Raw genomic sequence first — 17,262 nt, 5'->3', positions numbered from 1 at the left:
TGATCTTGCACGGTTGAGCGCTCACTCGTGCAAGATCACCGCCACAGGGGGTTGTCGTGATGGGAACTAGTCGACATCTCGACTAGTCCGTGCCACGATCAGCGGGTGGACGTGGACGGCGGGAACCCCGACTGGCAGCGCGGCGTGCTCACCACGTGCGCGCTGGCGGTCCTGGCGCGCGGCAGCGCCCACGGGTACGCCGTGGCCCAGCAGCTGCAGGCCGCCGGCATCGGCCCCGTCAAGGGCGGGGCGCTGTACCCGGTGCTGAACCGCCTGGAGCAGGACGGGGCGCTGACCTCCGCCTGGCAGGAGGGGTCCGGCGGTCCCGGCCGCAAGGTCTTCACCCTCACCGACGCCGGACGCGCCCGCCTGGAGGCGCTGCGCCGCGGCTGGCAGCCCTTCGCGGCGGCCGTCGCGGACCTGCTGGACCCGCACGACACCTCTCCGCCGGCCACCGCGGCCGCAGGACGACGAGCAGGAGGGCGCACCCCGTGAACGCATCGGTGCAGCAGCGCTGGCCCCGCCCCGAGGACGAGCGGTGGGGCGACCGCCTGCGCGGCCGCCTCCTGCTGGAGCACGGCGTGCCCGCCCCCGTCGCCGAGGAGGCCGCCGAGGAGGCCCGGCTGGCCTGCTGGGAGTCCGGCCGCGGTGCCGAGGAGCTGTTCGGCCCCGCCGACGAGCACGCCGCCGAGGTCGCCCGCGAGCGCGTGCCCGTGGAGCGGCGTGCCGCCGTCGACCTGGACGGCGGCTCCCCGCGCGACCGCTGGACCCTGTGCCTGCTGGGAGCGGGCTGGGGCGGTTGCCTGGGCGGCGTCCTGCTGCTCGTGACGCAGGGGTGGACGACCCCGCTCACCCCCGCCGCGCTGGCCGTGCTCGCCGCGACCGCCGCCGGGTGGACCGGCGCCGCGTGGGGTGTGCTCGAGCGCCGCGACGGCCGGCTGGGTCGCGGGTGGGCGTGGGTCGCGGCGGGTGCCGCCGGCGTGGTCGCCGGAGCCGCCGCGGCCGACGCGCTGCGGGGCCGACCGGCGCTGGGGGAGCTGCCGGTGCCGCTCGTGCTGCTCGCCTCCGCCGCGCTGGTCGTGGCCGGGCTGAAGCTCCCGCAGCGCCCCGCGGCCCTGGACGCGCGCGCCGCCACCGGCGACCCGGAGGAGTGGTTCGAGCGCCTGGCCGGCGTCCTGCGCGGGCGCTTCCACCTGACCCGCGGCGACGTGCGCGAGCGCGTGGAGGAGGCCCGCGGCTACTGGCGCGACAGCGGCAGCGCCCACCCCCGGGACGAGTTCGGTGCGCCCGAGGTGCACGCCCTGCGGCTCGTGGAGGGCTCCGACGAGCCCCGGCGGCGCCGCTCGCGCCTGAAGGCGTGGCTCTACGGCGCGCTGACCCTCTACTGGGGCGCCACGGTCGTCGACACCGTCCTCGGCGAGGGGTTCGGTGGGGAGCTGCTGTGGCGGGCGGCCGCCGTCGCGCTGACCGCCTCCCTCCTGGTGGGCGCCTGGCGGGGTTCTCGCGCGGGCGCTCCGGCCGCCGGGTCGTAGCCGTCGCCGAGCGCCGGCCCCGGTCAGGCCGAGCGCTCGTCCGGCTCGTCGCCCGCGACGGTGGACCGGCGCGCGCGGCGGCCCCGCGCCACCTCGGTCGCCAGCGCGTCCAGCGGTTGCGCGAACGGCGCCAGGGGGTCGGCGGCCCGCGCGAGCCGGTCCAGCCACTCCCGGGCCGCGCACACGCCGGACGCGTCGAGGCCGTACAGGCGCCGGGTGCCCTCGGAGCGCACGGCGACCAGACCGGCGGTGCGCAGCACCCCCAGGTGCTGCGACACCGCCGGCTGGGAGATCGACCCGTGCTCCCGCAGCGCCGCGACGACCTCGCCGACGCTGCGCTCACCCCCGGTGAGCAGTTCCAGGACCCGCCGGCGGGTGGGGTCGCCGAGCGCGGTGAAGACGTCCCCGCTCACGCGCCGGTGTCCTCCTCGGCGGCGCCGTCGGGGGCGGTCGTGTAGAAGGCCGTCGTGCGCTCGGCGGCAGCGCGCGCCGCGCCGGGCTCGTCGCCGTCGGCCACGGCGGCCGCGGCCCACCCCGCGGCGGCCCGCTCGACGAACGCGACCCCCTCGGGGGAGGTGCTGAAGGCCGCGGCGGCGGCCGGGTCCACCGCCGTCCCGCTCGCCAGGTGCAGCCCCAGCCCCATCAGGGCGAGGTCCCAGCCGACGCCCACGGCGCCGGGGCCGAACTCCTCCCAGAAGCCGGGGTCCACGGGAGCCTCGTGCGTCAGCTCCAGGCGGGTGCCGGCGCCGTCGGGGACGAGCCGCACCTGCAGCCAGGACACCGCCGGGCCCATCTCCCAGGTCAGGGCGAAGGACCGCGGCCGTTCGCAGCGTTCGACGACGCCCCCGGCGTTGCCCTCCAGCTGGTAGCGGCCGCCCACGTGCAGGTCGCCGCTGACCGGCAGGAACCAGCGGGGGATGCGCTCGGCGTCGGTCAGGGCGCTCCACAGGTCCTCGGCGCCGGTGGGGTAGGTGCGGTGGGCGACGGCGACCTTCGTCGGTGCGCCGTCCCGGGTGGAGCTGCGCACCGCGCGGGTCACCAGGCCCGCCACGGCCAGGGGATCGGGGATCACGGCCACTCCCTCTATAAGTTTCAGCTTATGAAAGGAGGTTAGGCCCGGTGTTCCCGCACCGCAAGGGCCTTCAGCTCCCCAGCGACACCAGGACCTTCCCGGACACCTCCGAGTCCGCCGCCACCGCGAACGCCTCCGCGGCGCGCGCCAGCGGGAACTCGTGGGTGACGACCCTCCCCAGCGCCGGGTTCGCCGCGAGCACCCGCACCGCCTCGTCGATCTCCCCGGCGAAGCGGAACGTGCCGCGCAGCTGCAGCTCCTTGGACACCAGCGGTGCCAGGTTCACCGGGCGCGGCTCGTTCGGCACCATGCCGACCTGCACGACGACGGCCGCCCGGCGCGCCGCCACCAGCGCCGCGCTCACCGCCACGGGTACGCCGGAGCACTCCAGCACCACGTCGAACCCCTCGGGCCGCACCTCCTGCTCGCCGATGCGCACCGTGCCGTGCACGCCCAGGGCGCGGGCGCGCTCCAGCGGGCCGGGCAGCACGTCCGTGGCGACGACCTCGCCGGCGCCGCGCTCCAGCGCCGCGGCCGCCACCAGCAGCCCGATCGGCCCGGAACCGGACACCAGCACCCGCCGGCCCGTGACGTCCCCGGCGACCGTCACCGCGTGCAGCGCCACCGCCAGCGGCTCGGCCAGCGCCGCCGCCCGCAGCGACAGCCCCTGCGGCAGGACGCGGACCATCGATCGGTCCACCACCAGGAACTCGCTCATCCCGCCCTGGGTGTGCGGCCACGTCGAGGCGCTGCCCAGGTAGGACCCGCCCGGGCGCAGGTGCGGCAGGTTCTCCAGGCCGTCGTCCGCGGGCGGCCCGAACGTGGCGGGGTGCACCGTGACCGGGGTGCCCGGGGCCAGTTCCCCGGACGGGTCGGCGTCGACGGTGCCGGAGACCTCGTGCCCCGGCACGAGGGGCTCGCGCACCACGTACTCGCCGTTCGCGCCGTGCGCGAAGTAGTGCAGGTCCGAGCCGCAGATGCCCGCGTACGCCATCCGCAGCCGCACCCGCCCCGGCGACGGCTCGGGAGCGGGCAGCTCCTCCTCGCGCAGGTCCCCCGCCCCGTGGATCCGGATCGTCCTCACCGCGGCCGCCCCCTCACAGCACCGACGTCATGCCGCCGTCGACGACGACGTTCTGCCCGGACACGTAGCTGGAGGCGTCCGAGCACAGGTACAGCAGCGTCCCCAGCAGCTCCTCCACGCGGCCCCAGCGGCCCGCGGGGGTGCGCTGCTCCACCCACGCGTTGAACTGCTCGTCCGCGACCAGCGCGGCGTTCATCTCGGTGGCGAAGTAGCCGGGGGAGATGGCGTTCACCTGGATCCCGTGCTGCGCCAGGTCCGCGGCCATGCCCTTGGTGAGCGAGGCGACCGCGCCCTTGGTGGCGGTGTAGGGGGCGATGGTGCGCCGGGCCAGCACCGACTGCACCGAGGCGATGTTCACGACCTTGCCGGAACCGCGCGCCACCATGTGCGGCACCACCGCGCGCGAGACGTGGAACACGCTGGACAGGTTCGCGGCCACCAGGTCGTCCCAGTCGGCCGTGGCGAACTCCTGGAACGGTGCGCGCCGCTGGATGCCGGCGTTGTTCACCAGGACGTCCGGGGCGCCGTGCTCGTCCACCAGCGCCGCCACCGCCTCCGCCACGGCCTGCGCGTCGGTGACGTCGAAGCTGACCACCGCCGGCGCCGTGCCGGTGTCCGCCGCGATCTCCCCGCGCGCCCGCTCCAGCTGCGCGGCGTCGCGCCCGTGCAGCACGACGCGTGCCCCGGCCGCGGCCAGGCCGCCCGCCATGGCGCGGCCCAGACCGCGCGAGGACCCCGTGACCAGCGCCAGCCGGCCGGTGACGTCGAACAGTGTGCTCACCCGGTGAACACTGGCACACCGGCCGCCGCGGCCGCCCGGGACCCGGCCTCCCGTCGCCTACCGTGTCCGGGTGACCGCCACCTCCCGGCCCCCGTCCCCGCCGTCCTCCCCGTCCTCCCCGTCGTCGTCCAGCGCGCGCCGGCTGCCCGCCGACGTCGTGCGCGGCGCCCTCATCGGCAGCGCCGAGGTCGTCCCCGGCGTCAGCGGCGGCACCCTCGCCCTGGTCACCGGCGTGTACGAGACGCTCATCGGCGGCGCCGGGCACGTCGTCACCGCCGCCCGGTACGCCGTGACCGGCCCGCGCTCGCAGGTGCGCGCGGAGCTGGCCCGGGTGCGCTGGTCGGTGGTGGTCCCCGTCATGGTGGGCATGGCCGCGGCGGTCGTCGTCGGCTCGTCGGTGCTCGAGCCGCTGGTCACCGAGCACCCGGTGGGCTCGCGCGCGGTGTTCTTCGGCCTGGTGCTGGCCTCGCTCGCCGTGCCGGCCCGCATGGTGGGGCGCTGGTCGGCGCCCCTGGTGCTCGTGGCGGCGGTCGCGGCCGTCGCCGCCTTCCTGCTCACCGGCCTGCCGGCGGCGTCGGAGCGCGAGCCGTCCCTGCTGGTGGTGGCCGTCGCGGCGGCCGTCGCGATCTGCGCGCTCGTGCTGCCGGGCGTCTCCGGCTCCTTCCTGCTGCTGACGGTGGGGCTGTACGAGCCGACGCTGCGCGCGGTGGCGGACCGCGACCTCGCCTACGTCGGCGCCTTCGCCCTGGGCGCGGTGGTCGGCCTGGCCTCCTTCGTGCGCGTGCTGCAGCACCTGCTGGACCACCACCGCGCCCTCACCCTGGCCGTGATGACCGGGCTCATGGCCGGGTCGCTGCGGGCGCTGTGGCCGTGGCAGGGCGAGGGCCGCGAGCTGGCCGGCCCCTCCGGCGACGTGCTGCCCGTGGTGCTGCTCGCCCTGGCCGGCGCCGCGCTGGTCGTGGTGCTGCTGCTGGTCGAGGAGCGCCTGCAGCGCCGCGCCGCGGTGCGCTGACGGCGCGCCGCGGCGGAGCGGGACGTCCGCCGCGGCCCGGCGTCAGCCGCCGACCGGGATCTCCATCAGGTCGGCGCCGACGACGAGCCGGCCGGAGCACCCCCGCCGTGCCCGGCGCCAGGTCGCGTCGGACGTGCCCGCGGACAGGTGGGTGAGCACCAGGTTCCGGGCGCCGGCGCGCTCGGCGACGTCGCGGCCGACCTGCTCGATCGTGGTGTGCGAGGCGAACAGGTGCTCCCGCAGCGGGGTGGCGACCTCGGCCGGCAGGGGGGCGACGATGCGCTCGACCGCTTCCGGGTCGATGCACTCGTGGACGAGGTGGTCGGCGTCCTTCGCGAGGTCGACGAGGTTCTCGCTGACGGTCGTGTCGCCCGAGATCACGATCGACCCGTCGGGGGTGTCGAACCGGTACGCGAACGCCGGGGCGGTGGGCCGGTGGTCGACGAGCGTCGCCGTCACCCGCACCTGCCCGTCGTCCCAGACGGGGATGGGCCGGGTCAACCGGGGCGGGATGCCGTCCGCACCGAACTCGGCGGTGCCGGTGAGGTCGATGTCGTTCACGGAGAACAGCGTGGACAGGTCCGGCTGCCCCTGGTCCCTGGTGCGGTCGTTCAGGTCGCTGGCGAACGCCCGGCGCAGCAGGTCCGTCATGGCCGCGGTCCCCGCACCCGGGGCGTCCGGGCCGACGAGCTCCGGCTCCGGCCGCTCCGGCGGGAACACCCGCGGCGGCACCGCGCGGTCGCCCGGCCCGAAGACCTCGACCGGGGGCAGCGTCCGGCCCGCGGCGTTGGTGTACCCCGTCAGGTACAGCGCCGGCCACTCGGCGACGTGGTCGCTGTGCAGGTGGGTGAAGAACACGCCGGCGAGGTCGGCCAGCGGCCCCCGGGCGGCGTCGGAACCGCCGATCCCGGACTGCACCAGCCGGTGGCTCGCACCCCAGCCGAGGTCGACGAGGTAGTACCGCCCGTCGTGGACCACGGCGGTGCAGATCCCGGTGCGGTCGGGGGAGCCCCACTGGGGGCCGCCGCTGGTGCCGAGCAGCACGATCTTCGTGCGCGCCGTGCACCGGCGGGAGGAGGTGGCGGGGGCGGCCGCCGCGGGGACGGCCGCCGCGGTGGCGGCGGTGCCCGCGGCCGCACCCGCGCCCAGCGCCTGCAGGAAGCGGCGGCGGCTGGCCGCGGGGAGCGCGGGGTCGTTCGCGATCCGGGTCGAGGTGTCGCACACGGTGTCGGTCTCCTGTCGGTGGGTCGGTGGGTGTTCGGGGAGGCCGGTCCTCAGTGGACGTGGCGCACGCGCAGCACCGCGGCGGCGGCGCACAGCGCCACGACGGCGAGGACGGCGAAGTACGGCGGGTACGCGCCGCCGGTCACCGACAGCACCCCGACGGCCAGCACCGGGGCGGCGACGTTCGGCAGCAGGGTGGCGACCTGGTAGACGCTCATCGCCTTGCCGGCCCGGGCGGCGTCGGGCACGACCGCCGCGGCGATCGCGATGTCCACGGTCAGGTACACCGCCTGCCCCACCGTCAGCACCAGCCAGGCGACCAGGAAACCCCCCGAGCTCGGCGCGACGGCCGCCACGACCAGCGCGGCCGCCACGACGCAGGCCCCGACGGCGGCGAAGGAGCGCCGCCGGCCGACGCGGTCCGAGAGGTAGCCGGTCAGCACGAAGCACGCGATCCCCACGGGGGCCGAGGCGGCGTTGACCTGCGCCAGGCGCCCGGCGGCCGCGGCGACGTCCATGCCGACGGTGTCGGTGAGGTGGAACACGGCGTAGGTCTGGATCCCCACGTAGGCCAGCCCGAGCAGCAGCCGGCTGACCCAGTTCCACGCGAAGTCGTGGTCCCCGGTGCGCAGCCAGTAGCTGCCGGCGAACTCCCGCACGCCGAAGCGGGAGCGCTCGGCCCCGCTCGGGCCGTCCACCCGGCGGACCACGGCGGTCAGGACCAGCACCCCCAGCAGCGCGACGACGCCCGGCAGCGCCAGCATCGCCACGGGGGCGGCGACCAGCCTGCTGCCCAGCACGACGCCGACGAGCACGGCGATCGAGACGACGAACCCGATCAGGCCGGACAGCCTGGCGCGCAGGTGCTCCGGCACGAACTCCGGGATCAGGGGGAGGAAACCGGCGAAGGCCGCGCCGTAGCCGAGCGAGGCGGTGGACCAGCCGACCACCACCCACGCCACCGAGGGCGCGGCGCCCGCGACGGCGAGCCCCAGCAGGCCGACGAGCGCGCCGCCGAGCAGCCAGGGCCGGCGACGGCCGAACCTGCCGCGGGTGCGGTCGCTCAGCGCACCGAACAGCGGCAGGGTCGCGATGGTCGCCACGGCCCCGGCCAGGACCACCGTGGACAGCGCGACGGTCTTGCCGTCGGCGTCCAGGGCGGCCGTGCGCACGGCCAGGGTGGCGATGGGGGGCGTCAGGCTCGCCAGGTACAGCCCGAACGCGGCCAGGACCAGCGCGCCGACGAGGACGCCGGCCCGCGGCGCCGCGCGCACCGCGCCCCGCGCCGCGGGCGCCTCCAGCCGGGGATCCGGTCCGGTGTCCAGCCGTGGTGTCATCGTCGACTCCAGGTTCTCCGAGGGGGCGACCGCGACCGGGGCACGTCGGTGTGCCCCGGGGCCGGGTCCCGGGCCGGGCCGGCGTCGGCCCGTCGCCGAGGAGCGTGCCCGGTGGGTGCGGCCCGCGTCAGCAGCCGTCCCGTTGAACGGGACGCCGATCGCGGCCCCCGCCGGCGCGCGCGGTCAGGGCGCCTCCCTGTCAGGGCGTCTCGTGCCGCACCCACCCGAACGTGCGCCGCACCGCCTCCTGCCAGTCCTCCCAGCCCCGCTCGCGCTGCTCCGGCGCCATCGCCGGCGGCCACTGCGCCGCGCGGTGCCAGCGGCGGCGCAGCGCCCCGGTGTCCGGCCAGAAGCCCACCGCCAGGCCCGCCGCGTACGCAGCACCCAGCGAGACCGTCTCGGACACCATGGGCCGCACCACCGGCACGTCCAGGACGTCCGCGATCGTCTGCATCAGCAGGTTGTTCGAGGTCATGCCGCCGTCCACCCGCAGCGAGGACAGCCGCAGCCCGGAGTCGGCCTCCACGGCCTCCACGACCTCCCGGGTCTGCCAGGCGGTGGCCTCCAGCACCGCGCGCGCCACGTGCCCCTTGGTGACGAACGAGGTCAGGCCGATGAGCAGCCCGCGGGCCTCCGCCCGCCAGTGCGGGGCGAACAGCCCGCTGAACGCGGGCACGAAGTAGCAGCCGCCGTTGTCGTCGACGGTGCGGGCCAGCGACTCCACCTCCGGCGCGGTGGAGATCAGGCCCAGGTTGTCGCGCAGCCACTGCACCAGCGCCCCGGTCACGGCGATGGAGCCCTCCAGCGCGTACACCGGGGGCTCGTCGCCGATGCGGTGCGCCACCGTCGTCAGCAGCCCGTGCGAGGAGCGCGGCACCTCGGTGCCGGTGTTCATCAGCAGGAACCCGCCGGTGCCGTAGGTGCACTTGGCCTCGCCGGGGGAGAAGCACGTCTGCCCGAACAGCGCCGCCTGCTGGTCGCCCAGCGCGGCGGCGATGCGGGCGCCCGGCACGACGGTGCGGGCGGTGCCGTACACCTGCGAACTGGGCACGATCCGCGGCAGCGCCGCCCGGGGGACGCCGAACTCCGCCAGCAGCTCGGGCGACCAGTCCAGCGTGCGCAGGTCCATGAGCATGGTGCGGCTGGCGTTGGTGACGTCGGTGACGTGCTCGCCGCCGTCGGGGCCGCCGGTGAGCTTCCACACCAGCCAGGACTCCACCGTGCCGAAGAGCACATCGCCGGTGCGCGCCCGGCGGCGCAGCGACTCGTCGTGGCGCAGCAGCCACGTCATGCGCGGGCCGGCGAAGTAGGTGGCCAGCGGGAGCCCGCACACCTCGGCGAAGCGGTCCACGCCGCCGTCGGCGGCCATCTCCTCCACGATCCCGGCGGTGCGGGTGTCCTGCCACACCACGGCCGGGCGGACGGGGTCGCCGGTGCGCCTGTCCCAGGCCACGACGGTCTCGCGCTGGTTGGCGATGCCCACGGCGACGACGTCGGCGGGCGTGGCGTCCACCTGCGCCATCGCCCGCGGCACCAGCCGGGTCACGTCCCGCCAGATCTGCGCGGCGTCGTGCTCCACCCACCCCGGGCGCGGGTAGTGCGGGCGGTGCTCGCGCTGGGCGACGGCCACCAGGCGGCCGGCGTGGTCGAACAGGATGCACCGCGTCGACGTGGTGCCCTGGTCGATCGCGACGACGTACCCGCGGTGCTCGGGACGCTGGTCCGCACCGTCCAGCGCCGTGGCCGCCCGCGTCGTCACGCGCGCCATCCTGCCCGACGCGCGCCGCCCGGGACCGGTCCTAGTGCGCGCCGTCCTTGCGCCGGTGCAGGGTGAGGCCGACCACGACCGCGACGACCGCGCCGACGACGAGCCCGAGGACCGCGCTGGCCAGCGTGTTGACCAGCCAGCCCACGACGCCGCCGACGGCCCCGGCGGCCTCGTGGGCCGCCTCCTCCACGTGGTGCACCGCCTCGTAGGGGGCGCTCAGCCCCAGCTCCTCGGCGCCCACCAGCAGGATGTGGCCACCGACCCACAGCATCGCGGCCGTGCCCACCACGGTCAGCACGGTGAGCAGGCGCGGCATCCCCTTGACCAGCCCGCGGCCCAGGGCGGCCACGGCGCCGCGGGGCACCTGGGCCAGGCGCAGCCCGATGTCGTCCATCTTCACGATCAGCCCGACGACCCCGTACACCAGGGCCGTGATGGCGATCGCGACGAGCACGAGGACCACCGCCCGGGTCACGAACGGCTCGTCGGCCACCTCGTTGAGCGAGATGACCATGATCTCCGCCGACAGGATGAAGTCGGTGCGCACGGCTCCCGAGACGACGGCGTCCTCGTCCGGCAGGGCGCCGTCCTCGGCGCCGTCGTGGGCGTTCCCGTGACCGCGCAGCTTGTGCCAGATCTTCTCCGCGCCCTCGAAGCAGAGGTACGCGCCGCCGACCATGAGGATCGGGGTGAGCAGGAACGGCAGGAACTGGCTCAGCAGCAGCACCGCCGGCAGGATGATCAGCAGCTTGTTGCGCACCGAGCCGACGGCGATGCGCCGGATGATCGGCAGCTCGCGCGCGGCGGCCAGGCCGCGCACGTACTGCGGCGTGACGGCCGTGTCGTCGACGACCACCCCGGCGGCCTTCGCGCTGGCGCGTGCGGCGGCGACGCCGACGTCGTCGATGGAGGCGGCGGCCGCGCGGGCCAGCACCGCCACGTCGTCCAGCAGGGCCACGAGCCCACCGCTCACGGGAGGTCCTTCCGTCCTGTCGTCGCCGGGGCTCCCCGGACCCCAGCAGTGAACTACACCCGGGTGCGATCCGCAGGGTCTGCCCGGGTTCCGCCCCGCGGGCCGTGGCGGGACGTCGCCCCACCTGCGCAGGTGCCCCGGGCGAAGGTCCGGGCCGCAGCTGCCGATGTCCAGGACATGGCCCTGGTGAAGTTCTTCTGCGACATGCGCGTCGTCCCCCGCATCCTCAGCGGCTTCGCCGTCGTCTGCGCGCTGCTGGTCTGCCTCGGCGCCATCGGCGCCGTCGAGCTCCGCATCGCCCAGTCGCGCCTGCACGACATGTACAGCTCCACGGTGGCCTCGGCCAGCGCTCTGGGCGAGGTCGGTACCGCCTTCAAGCAGTCCAACAAGGACCTGCCCGACCTCGCCCTGGCCGCCGACGCCGGCGCCCGGGCCGAGGTGCAGGCCCAGACCGCCGCCGACGACGCCGCCCTCGACGACGCCTGGGAGGCCTACCTGGCCACCTCCCCGTCCGCCACCACCGCGGAGCGGGCCGCGTTCGAGACCGACCTCGCCGCCTGGCGCACGGCCCGGGAGACCCTCACCGCACTGGCCCTGGCCGGCGACACCGCGGGCTTCGTGGCAGCCCGCTCCACCACGACCACCCCCCACAGCGAGGAGGTCTCCGCCGACCTCGCCGCCCTCGTCGACGGGGAGCACACCGCAGCAGCCGCCAGCGCCGCGGCCGGTGAGGCCACCTACCGCCGCTCGCTGGCGCTGATCGTCGGCATCACCGGGCTGGCCCTCCTCCTGGCCGCCGCCATCAGCGTGCTCCTGGGCAAGAGCATCTCCCTGCCCCTGTCCCTCGTCGTCCCGGTGATCGAGGGCCTGGCCGAGGGCCGCCTGGACCAGCGTGCCCGGGTGCTCTCCACCTGCGAGCTGGGGCAGATGGCGGAGGCCACCAACACCTCGATCGAGCGCCTGGCCCACCTCGTGCGCGACGTCAGCGACAACGCCGCCACGCTCTCCTCCTCCTCGGAGGAGCTGACCACCGTCGCCACCCAGCTGTCCTCCGGCGCCCAGCAGTCCTCCGGGCAGTCGCAGCAGGTGGCGGACGCCGCCGAGGAGATCTCGACCAGCATCAGCACCGTCGCCGCCGCCGGTGAGCAGATGACCGCCGCGATCCGGGAGATCGCCTCCTCCACCGCCGACGCCTCCGCCGTGGCCGCCGCGGCCGTCACGAGCGCCGAGACGGCCCGGAGCACCCTGGAGCGGCTCTCCGCCTCCAGCCGGGAGATCGGCCAGGTCGTCGACCTCATCACCACCATCGCCGGGCAGACGAACCTGCTGGCGCTGAACGCCACCATCGAGGCCGCCCGCGCCGGGGAGATGGGCAAGGGCTTCGCCGTCGTCGCCGGCGAGGTCAAGGAGCTCGCCCAGCAGACCGCTCGCGCCACCGAGGACATCACCACGCGGGTGGCCGCGACCCAGTCGGACGCGCACGCCGCCGCTACCGCCATCGCCGACATCACCGACGTCATCGCCCGCATCGACGACCTGCAGGCCACCATCGCCGCCGCCGTCGAGCAGCAGTCGGCGACCACGGCGGAGATGGTGCGCAACGTCACCGAGGTCTCCTCGGGGAGCCAGCAGATCGCCGCCAACGTCAGCGGCATCGCCGCCGCGGCCGAGCAGACGACGGCAGGGGCCGGCCACACCGCGACCACCGCCGGCGAGGTCTCCCACGTGGCCGCCGGCCTCAACCGCCTCGTGTCCACGTTCACCGTGTGACCCCTCGGCACCCGCCTGGCCGGCCCCGGTCGCACCCCGCTCCGCCGGCTGACGGGCGGGGGTCACTGCTCGACCCGGGCACCCAGCTCCCGGGAGATGGACCGCGCGGCCTGCCGCACGGCCGGCACCACGCCCGCCCGCGGCCGCCCGCGGGTGTCGACCAGGCGCCCGGCGGCACCGTCCACGCCGATGGCCCCCACCACCAGCCCACCGCGGTCGCGCACCGGGGCGGCGACCCCCGCCACCCCGGTGGTCAGCTCCTCCACCTCCAGGGCCCAGCCCTGCTCGCGCACCGCGGTCAGCGCCCGCCGCAGCGCCGCCGCGTCGGTGAGGGTGCGCGCGGTCATCGCCGGCAGCCGCCCGCGCAGGCGCACCGGCGCCGAGGCCAGCAGCACCTTGCCCAGGGCGCAGGCGTGCGCGGGCAGGCTGGCCCCGGTGGTCAGCTCCTGGGCGCTGTCGTCGGGGCGGAAGACGTGGTGCACCACCAGGGCGCGCCCCTCCTGCAGCACCGCCAGCCGCACCGACTCGCCCGTGCGCGCCGCCAGGGAGTCCGCCCAGTTCACCGCGTGCGCGCGCAGGTCGTCGGCGCCGGTGCGGGGGCGGCCCAGGTCCGCCAGGGCCGGCGAGGCGCGGTAGTCGCCGTCCTCGTCCTGCACGACGAACCCCACGTCCACGAGGGTGCGCAGGATGCCGTGCGCGGTGGTCTTCGCCAGGCCCAGGGCGTTGCCGACCTCCACCACGCCCAGCCCCCGCCCGGCGCCCGACAGCAGCCGCAGCACCGCCGCGGCCCGCTCGACGGACTGGATCGGCCCGGGCACGCCCGGCTCCGCCCCGCTCGCCGGCCGCCCGCGCTCAGCTGGTGCGGGCCGCCGGGACCGCCGGCTCCTCGGCGGGGCTGTCGGCGTCCACGACCACCCGGATGCGCCCCGAGCGCACGTCGTACACGCCGCCGGCCACGGGCATCCGCGGCGGCAGGAACGGCCAGGAGCGGATGCGCTGCACGTCGTGCACGAGGGTGGCCTCCTGGTCGGCGATCGTGCGGAAGTCGATGCTGCGCGTGTCCACGCCCTGCGCCAGGACCTTCGCGTGCACGTCGGCGTCGGTGTTCTTCGTCATGCCGCAGTCGGTGTGGGCCAGCACGAGCACGCGCTCCACGCCCAGCAGGTACGTCGCCAGCACCAGGGTGCGCAGCACGTCGTCGGTGACGCGGGCGCCCGCGTTGCGCAGGATCTTCGCGTCGCCGGGCACCAGGCCCAGCATCTCCAGCGGGGAGATGCGCGAGTCCATGCACGTCAGCACGGCCAGGCCGGAGCCGGCCACGCCGGGGCGCCCGGGGTCCACGAAGGTCTGCGCGTACACGGCGTTGGCGCTGAGCACGTCGCCGAAGGGGTCACCGGGCCGGGGATCGGGAGTCTGCGTCACGGGCACATTCTCACCACCGCGAGCGGCGCCGCAGCACCGGGCGGCGTACCGTCCCTGGACGTGTCCATCCTCGTCGTCCGTCACGGCCAGACCGCCTGGAGCCTGTCCGGCCAGCACACCGGCGCCACCGACGTGCCGCTGACCGCGGAGGGGGAGGCCCAGGCCCGGGCCCTCGCGCCGGTCCTGGCCGCGCGGCGCACCTGCCTGGTCCTGAGCAGCCCCCGAGCCCGCGCCCGCCGCACCGCCGAGCTCGCCGGCCTGGCCGACGCCGCGCCCCTGCGGCTCGACGACGACCTCGTCGAGTGGGACTACGGCGGCTACGAGGGCCGCACCACCGCGCAGATCTCCGAGGACCTGGGCCGCCCGTGGTCGGTGTGGCACGACGGCGTGGTGCCCGGCGAGACCCCGGGCGAGACGGTCCACCAGGTGGCCGTGCGCGCCCGCGCCGTGCTGGACCGCGCCGCCGCCGCGGTGCGCGAGGCGGGCGGTGACGGGGAGGCGGACGTCGTGCTCGTCGCGCACGGCCACCTCCTGCGGGTCCTGGCGGCCTGCTGGCTGGGCCTGTCGCCGACCGCCGGTGCGCTGCTCGCCCTGGACGCCGGCACGTGGGGCGAGCTCGGCCACGAGCACGGCCGGCCGGTGCTGAAGCGCTGGAACGTGCCCGTCGGGGGCTGACCCGCGCCGGGCGGGGCCCGGCGGGGGAGCGCCGTGCCGCGGCCCCACCCGATCGGCCCGCTCAGGCCGGGTGCCCCGGCTGCCGATGGGACCCCGTGGACACCGCCTGGATCGCGTGGACGACCGTCGTCCTGGTGACCGCGGCCGCCGCGATCGCCCTGGCCGTCGTGGTGCGCCGCCGCGACCGCAGCAGCGCGCGGGCGGCGCGCACCGACGCCCTGACGGGTCTGGGCAACCGCGACGCCCTCGCCGAGCGCGTCGGGCGGCTGCTGGCCGAGGGCGGCGAACCGGGCCTGCTGCTGCTGGACCTGGACGGCTTCCGCGAGATCAACGACACCCTGGGGCACAGCGCCGGCGACGCCCTGCTGCGCCAGGTCGCCGGCGTCCTGGACCGCACCGTCGGGGAGACCGCGCAGGTCACCCGCCTCGGCGGCGACGAGTTCGCCGTCCTGGTGCCCGGCCCCGTGCGCGGGGAGGAGCTGGAGGTGCTCGCCAAACGGGTCCTGGCGGGCCTGTCCATGGGCCGGTTCACCTCCGGGCCGGTCCCGCTGGACGTGCAGGGCAGCATCGGCATCGCGCTGGCCGGTCCCGACGGCTCCTCCGGCGAGGAGCTGCTGCAGCACGCGGACGTCGCCATGTACGCGGCCAAGCGCGCCCGCGCGGGCGTGCTGCGCTACGACCCCGCCCACGACCCGCACTCCACGAACGCGCTGGAGGTGCTCGGCCAGCTGCGCCAGGCGATGGAGGAGGACCAGCTCGTCGTCCACTACCAGCCGAAGGTCTCCGGCGGCGGTGGCGGGCAGCTGCTGGGCTTCGAGGCGCTGGTGCGCTGGCAGCACCCCACCCGCGGGCTGCTGCCCCCGGCGGCGTTCCTGCCGCTGGTGGAGCGCACCCGCCTCATCCACCCCCTGACCCGCTGGGTGCTGCTGACCGCGGTGCGGCAGGCGGCGACGTGGCGCGCGCAGGGCCTGGACACGACGATCTCGGTGAACATCAGCGCCGCGACCCTCGACGAGGGCCTGCTGGGCATGGTGGAGGAGGCCCTGGCGCTGACCCGCTGGCCCGCGCCGCAGCTGGTCCTGGAGATCACCGAGACGGCGATCGTGGTCGACCCCGACGGCGCCCGCCGCGCCGTGCAGCGCCTGCGCGAGCGGGGCGTGCGGGTGTCCGTGGACGACTTCGGCGCCGGCGCGACGAGCCTGGTGCACCTGCGGGGTCTGGCGGTGCACGAGCTGAAGGTGGACCGCCAGTTCGTCACCGAGCTGATGGCGCACCCGGAGGACGAGGTCATCGTCTCCTCGGTCATCGCGCTGGCGCACCGGCTGGGGCTCGTCGTCGTCGCCGAGGGCGTGGAGGACCCGGGAACGGCCGAGCGCCTGCGCGCCATGGGCTGCGACGAGCTGCAGGGCTACCTGTTCGCCCGGCCGCTGCCGGCGGCCGAGGCGCTGCGCTGGGCGCGCGAGGAGTTCGGTGCGCGCACCGGCGGCGACGCGGCCGCGACCGCGGAGCACCCCGCCGGCGAACCCGTCTGACCCGCCCGGGGGGCCCGCGCGCCCACCTTCCCGCCATCCTGGGGGGCGGTCGCGGGAACGGGGGTGCGTGGTGATCGACGGCGACGAGGTCTGGCGGCGCCTGGAGGACGGCGCGGCGGCGCGCAGGGCCCGCGTGCGGGGGCGCAACCCCGCCCTGGTCCTCGTGCGCGCCGCCCACCGCGCCCTGGAGGTGCGGGTGCCGGGGCTGGCGGCCGAGATCGCCTACTACCTGCTGGTGTCCCTGGTGCCGCTGGTGACGATCCTCGGGGCGAACCTGGGCCTGCTGCGCCACCTGCTGGGGCCGGGGACGGTCGAGCAGATGGAGGAACGCGTCGTCGACGCGGTGGAGGCCACCCTGAGCCCGGAGCTGGCGGGGGACGTCGCGGTCCCCTTCGTCCAGCAGCTCCTGCGCGAGGAGCAGGTGGGCGTCGCCCTCACCAGCGTCGCGGTGGCGCTGTGGCTGGGCAGCAGGGTGTTCCGCGCCGCGGTGCGCACGCTCGGCGACGCCTACCGGGTGCGGGAGCGCCGGGGGTTCCTGCAGCTGTGGGGCCTGTCCCTCGTCTTCACGGCCGTGGCGGTCGTCGTCACGACCGCGTTCCTCGCGCTCGCCGTCGTGGGCCCCCTGCTGGGCGGCGGGCAGCAGCTGGCCGACGCCCTCGGTGCCGGTGCGGCGTTCCGCACCGCCTGGTCGCTGGCGCGCTGGCCGGTGCTGGCCGTCGTCGTCACCGCCTTCCTGGCCTGGCTGTACCAGGTGGGGCAGAACGCGGACACCCGCTGGCGGGACGCGCTGCCGGGCGCGGTCCTGGCCACGCTCGGCCTGGTGGTGCTGGCGCTGGGGTTCCGGGCGTACGTGGAGGTGGCCGGGCCGGGCACGCCCGACGTGGACGGCGGGGACGCGGCGGTGCGGGCCGTCGGGCAGTTCCTCGGCACCGCCCTGGCGGCTGCGCTGCTGGGCTGGCTGGCCAGCGTCGTCGTCCTGCTCGGCGGGGTGTTCAACGCCGAGTGGCACGCCGCGCGCCGCTCCTGAACGCGCCGCGCGGGGTTCCGCCGGCCGGTCCCGCGCGCCACGATGGGCCGCGC

The 17,262-nt window shown here is 76.5% G+C and carries 17 protein-coding genes; 7 read left to right on the top strand and 10 right to left on the bottom strand.

What is annotated here, in order from left to right; translation table 11 throughout:
- The first annotated feature begins 105 nt into the window (after positions 1-105).
- On the top strand, positions 106-495 hold the full coding sequence (locus tag ACRYM0_RS09110) for a PadR family transcriptional regulator (protein ID WP_432504262.1): 390 nt from the start codon (positions 106-108) through the stop codon (positions 493-495).
- The gene (locus tag ACRYM0_RS09105) at positions 492-1,532 is read left to right on the top strand and encodes a hypothetical protein (protein WP_432504259.1); all 1,041 of its coding nucleotides are present in this window, start codon (positions 492-494) and stop codon (positions 1,530-1,532) included. Before ACRYM0_RS09110 ends, ACRYM0_RS09105 begins: the two co-directional genes overlap by 4 nt.
- Before the next feature lie 23 nt (positions 1,533-1,555).
- On the opposite strand, the gene ACRYM0_RS09100 is transcribed toward ACRYM0_RS09105, so the two are convergent.
- The 4 genes from ACRYM0_RS09100 to ACRYM0_RS09085 form a co-directional block, all read right to left on the bottom strand.
- A complete protein-coding gene (locus ACRYM0_RS09100; RefSeq protein WP_432504257.1) occupies positions 1,556-1,945 on the bottom strand; it encodes an ArsR/SmtB family transcription factor in 390 nt (129 codons plus the stop codon).
- The gene (locus ACRYM0_RS09095; RefSeq protein ID WP_432504255.1) at positions 1,942-2,610 is read right to left on the bottom strand and encodes an SRPBCC family protein; all 669 of its coding nucleotides are present in this window, start codon (positions 2,608-2,610) and stop codon (positions 1,942-1,944) included. The genes ACRYM0_RS09100 and ACRYM0_RS09095 overlap by 4 nt, the downstream gene beginning before the upstream one ends.
- 64 nt (positions 2,611-2,674) lie before the next feature.
- Entirely contained in the window at positions 2,675-3,688 is a 1,014-nt protein-coding gene (locus ACRYM0_RS09090; RefSeq protein WP_432504253.1) for a zinc-binding dehydrogenase, read from the bottom strand.
- Positions 3,689-3,701: 13 nt separating this feature from the next.
- Positions 3,702-4,469: a glucose 1-dehydrogenase gene (locus ACRYM0_RS09085; RefSeq protein WP_432504251.1), complete on the bottom strand. Its 768-nt coding sequence runs from the start codon at positions 4,467-4,469 to the stop codon at positions 3,702-3,704.
- 70 nt (positions 4,470-4,539) lie between these two features.
- On the opposite strand from ACRYM0_RS09085, the gene ACRYM0_RS09080 reads away from it, so the two are divergent.
- Complete coding sequence (locus ACRYM0_RS09080) at positions 4,540-5,481, top strand: DUF368 domain-containing protein (protein WP_432504248.1); 942 nt, start codon at positions 4,540-4,542, stop codon at positions 5,479-5,481.
- A 42-nt stretch (positions 5,482-5,523) separates the two neighbouring features.
- Here ACRYM0_RS09080 and ACRYM0_RS09075 read toward each other — a convergent pair whose 3' ends face one another.
- From ACRYM0_RS09075 to ACRYM0_RS09060, 4 genes are all read right to left on the bottom strand, one after another.
- Positions 5,524-6,705, bottom strand: coding sequence for an MBL fold metallo-hydrolase (locus tag ACRYM0_RS09075; protein WP_432504246.1), 1,182 nt, complete (start codon positions 6,703-6,705; stop codon positions 5,524-5,526).
- 50 nt (positions 6,706-6,755) lie between these two features.
- Complete coding sequence (locus ACRYM0_RS09070) at positions 6,756-8,042, bottom strand: MFS transporter (protein ID WP_432504244.1); 1,287 nt, start codon at positions 8,040-8,042, stop codon at positions 6,756-6,758.
- Positions 8,043-8,241: 199 nt separating this feature from the next.
- Positions 8,242-9,810 carry a glycerol kinase GlpK gene (gene glpK, locus ACRYM0_RS09065; protein WP_432504242.1) on the bottom strand — a complete coding sequence of 523 codons (1,569 nt, stop codon included), beginning with the start codon at positions 9,808-9,810 and terminating at the stop codon, positions 8,242-8,244.
- A gap of 31 nt (positions 9,811-9,841) precedes the next feature.
- On the bottom strand, positions 9,842-10,783 hold the full coding sequence (locus ACRYM0_RS09060) for a DUF808 domain-containing protein (protein ID WP_432504240.1): 942 nt from the start codon (positions 10,781-10,783) through the stop codon (positions 9,842-9,844).
- 177 nt (positions 10,784-10,960) lie between these two features.
- Here ACRYM0_RS09060 and ACRYM0_RS09055 point away from each other — a divergent pair, with 177 nt between their 5' ends.
- Entirely contained in the window at positions 10,961-12,553 is a 1,593-nt protein-coding gene (locus ACRYM0_RS09055; protein ID WP_432504237.1) for a HAMP domain-containing methyl-accepting chemotaxis protein, read from the top strand.
- Between the two features lie 62 nt (positions 12,554-12,615).
- On the opposite strand, the gene ACRYM0_RS09050 is transcribed toward ACRYM0_RS09055, so the two are convergent.
- On the bottom strand, positions 12,616-13,371 hold the full coding sequence (locus tag ACRYM0_RS09050; protein ID WP_432504234.1) for an IclR family transcriptional regulator: 756 nt from the start codon (positions 13,369-13,371) through the stop codon (positions 12,616-12,618).
- Between the two features lie 34 nt (positions 13,372-13,405).
- Positions 13,406-13,981, bottom strand: coding sequence for a beta-class carbonic anhydrase (locus tag ACRYM0_RS09045; protein ID WP_432504232.1), 576 nt, complete (start codon positions 13,979-13,981; stop codon positions 13,406-13,408).
- A gap of 54 nt (positions 13,982-14,035) precedes the next feature.
- Here ACRYM0_RS09045 and ACRYM0_RS09040 point away from each other — a divergent pair, with 54 nt between their 5' ends.
- The 3 genes from ACRYM0_RS09040 to ACRYM0_RS09030 all read left to right on the top strand — a co-directional run bounded on the left by ACRYM0_RS09040 (position 14,036) and on the right by ACRYM0_RS09030 (position 17,209).
- Positions 14,036-14,650 (top strand): histidine phosphatase family protein, encoded by a 615-nt coding sequence (locus ACRYM0_RS09040; RefSeq protein WP_432504230.1) that lies wholly within the window; start codon positions 14,036-14,038, stop codon positions 14,648-14,650.
- Positions 14,651-14,745: 95 nt separating this feature from the next.
- Positions 14,746-16,182, top strand: a complete 1,437-nt coding sequence (locus tag ACRYM0_RS09035; RefSeq protein WP_432504228.1) for a putative bifunctional diguanylate cyclase/phosphodiesterase — start codon at positions 14,746-14,748, stop codon at positions 16,180-16,182.
- 67 nt (positions 16,183-16,249) lie between these two features.
- Positions 16,250-17,209, top strand: coding sequence for a YihY/virulence factor BrkB family protein (locus ACRYM0_RS09030; RefSeq protein ID WP_432504226.1), 960 nt, complete (start codon positions 16,250-16,252; stop codon positions 17,207-17,209).
- The last annotated feature ends 53 nt before the right edge of the window (positions 17,210-17,262 follow it).

The organism is Kineococcus arenarius subsp. arenarius (assembly GCF_050871845.1).
Classification (GTDB): Bacteria; Actinomycetota; Actinomycetes; order Actinomycetales; family Kineococcaceae; genus Kineococcus.
The sequence above is the reverse complement of the archived record's forward strand: the minus strand, read 5'-3'. Positions and strand labels throughout refer to the sequence as shown.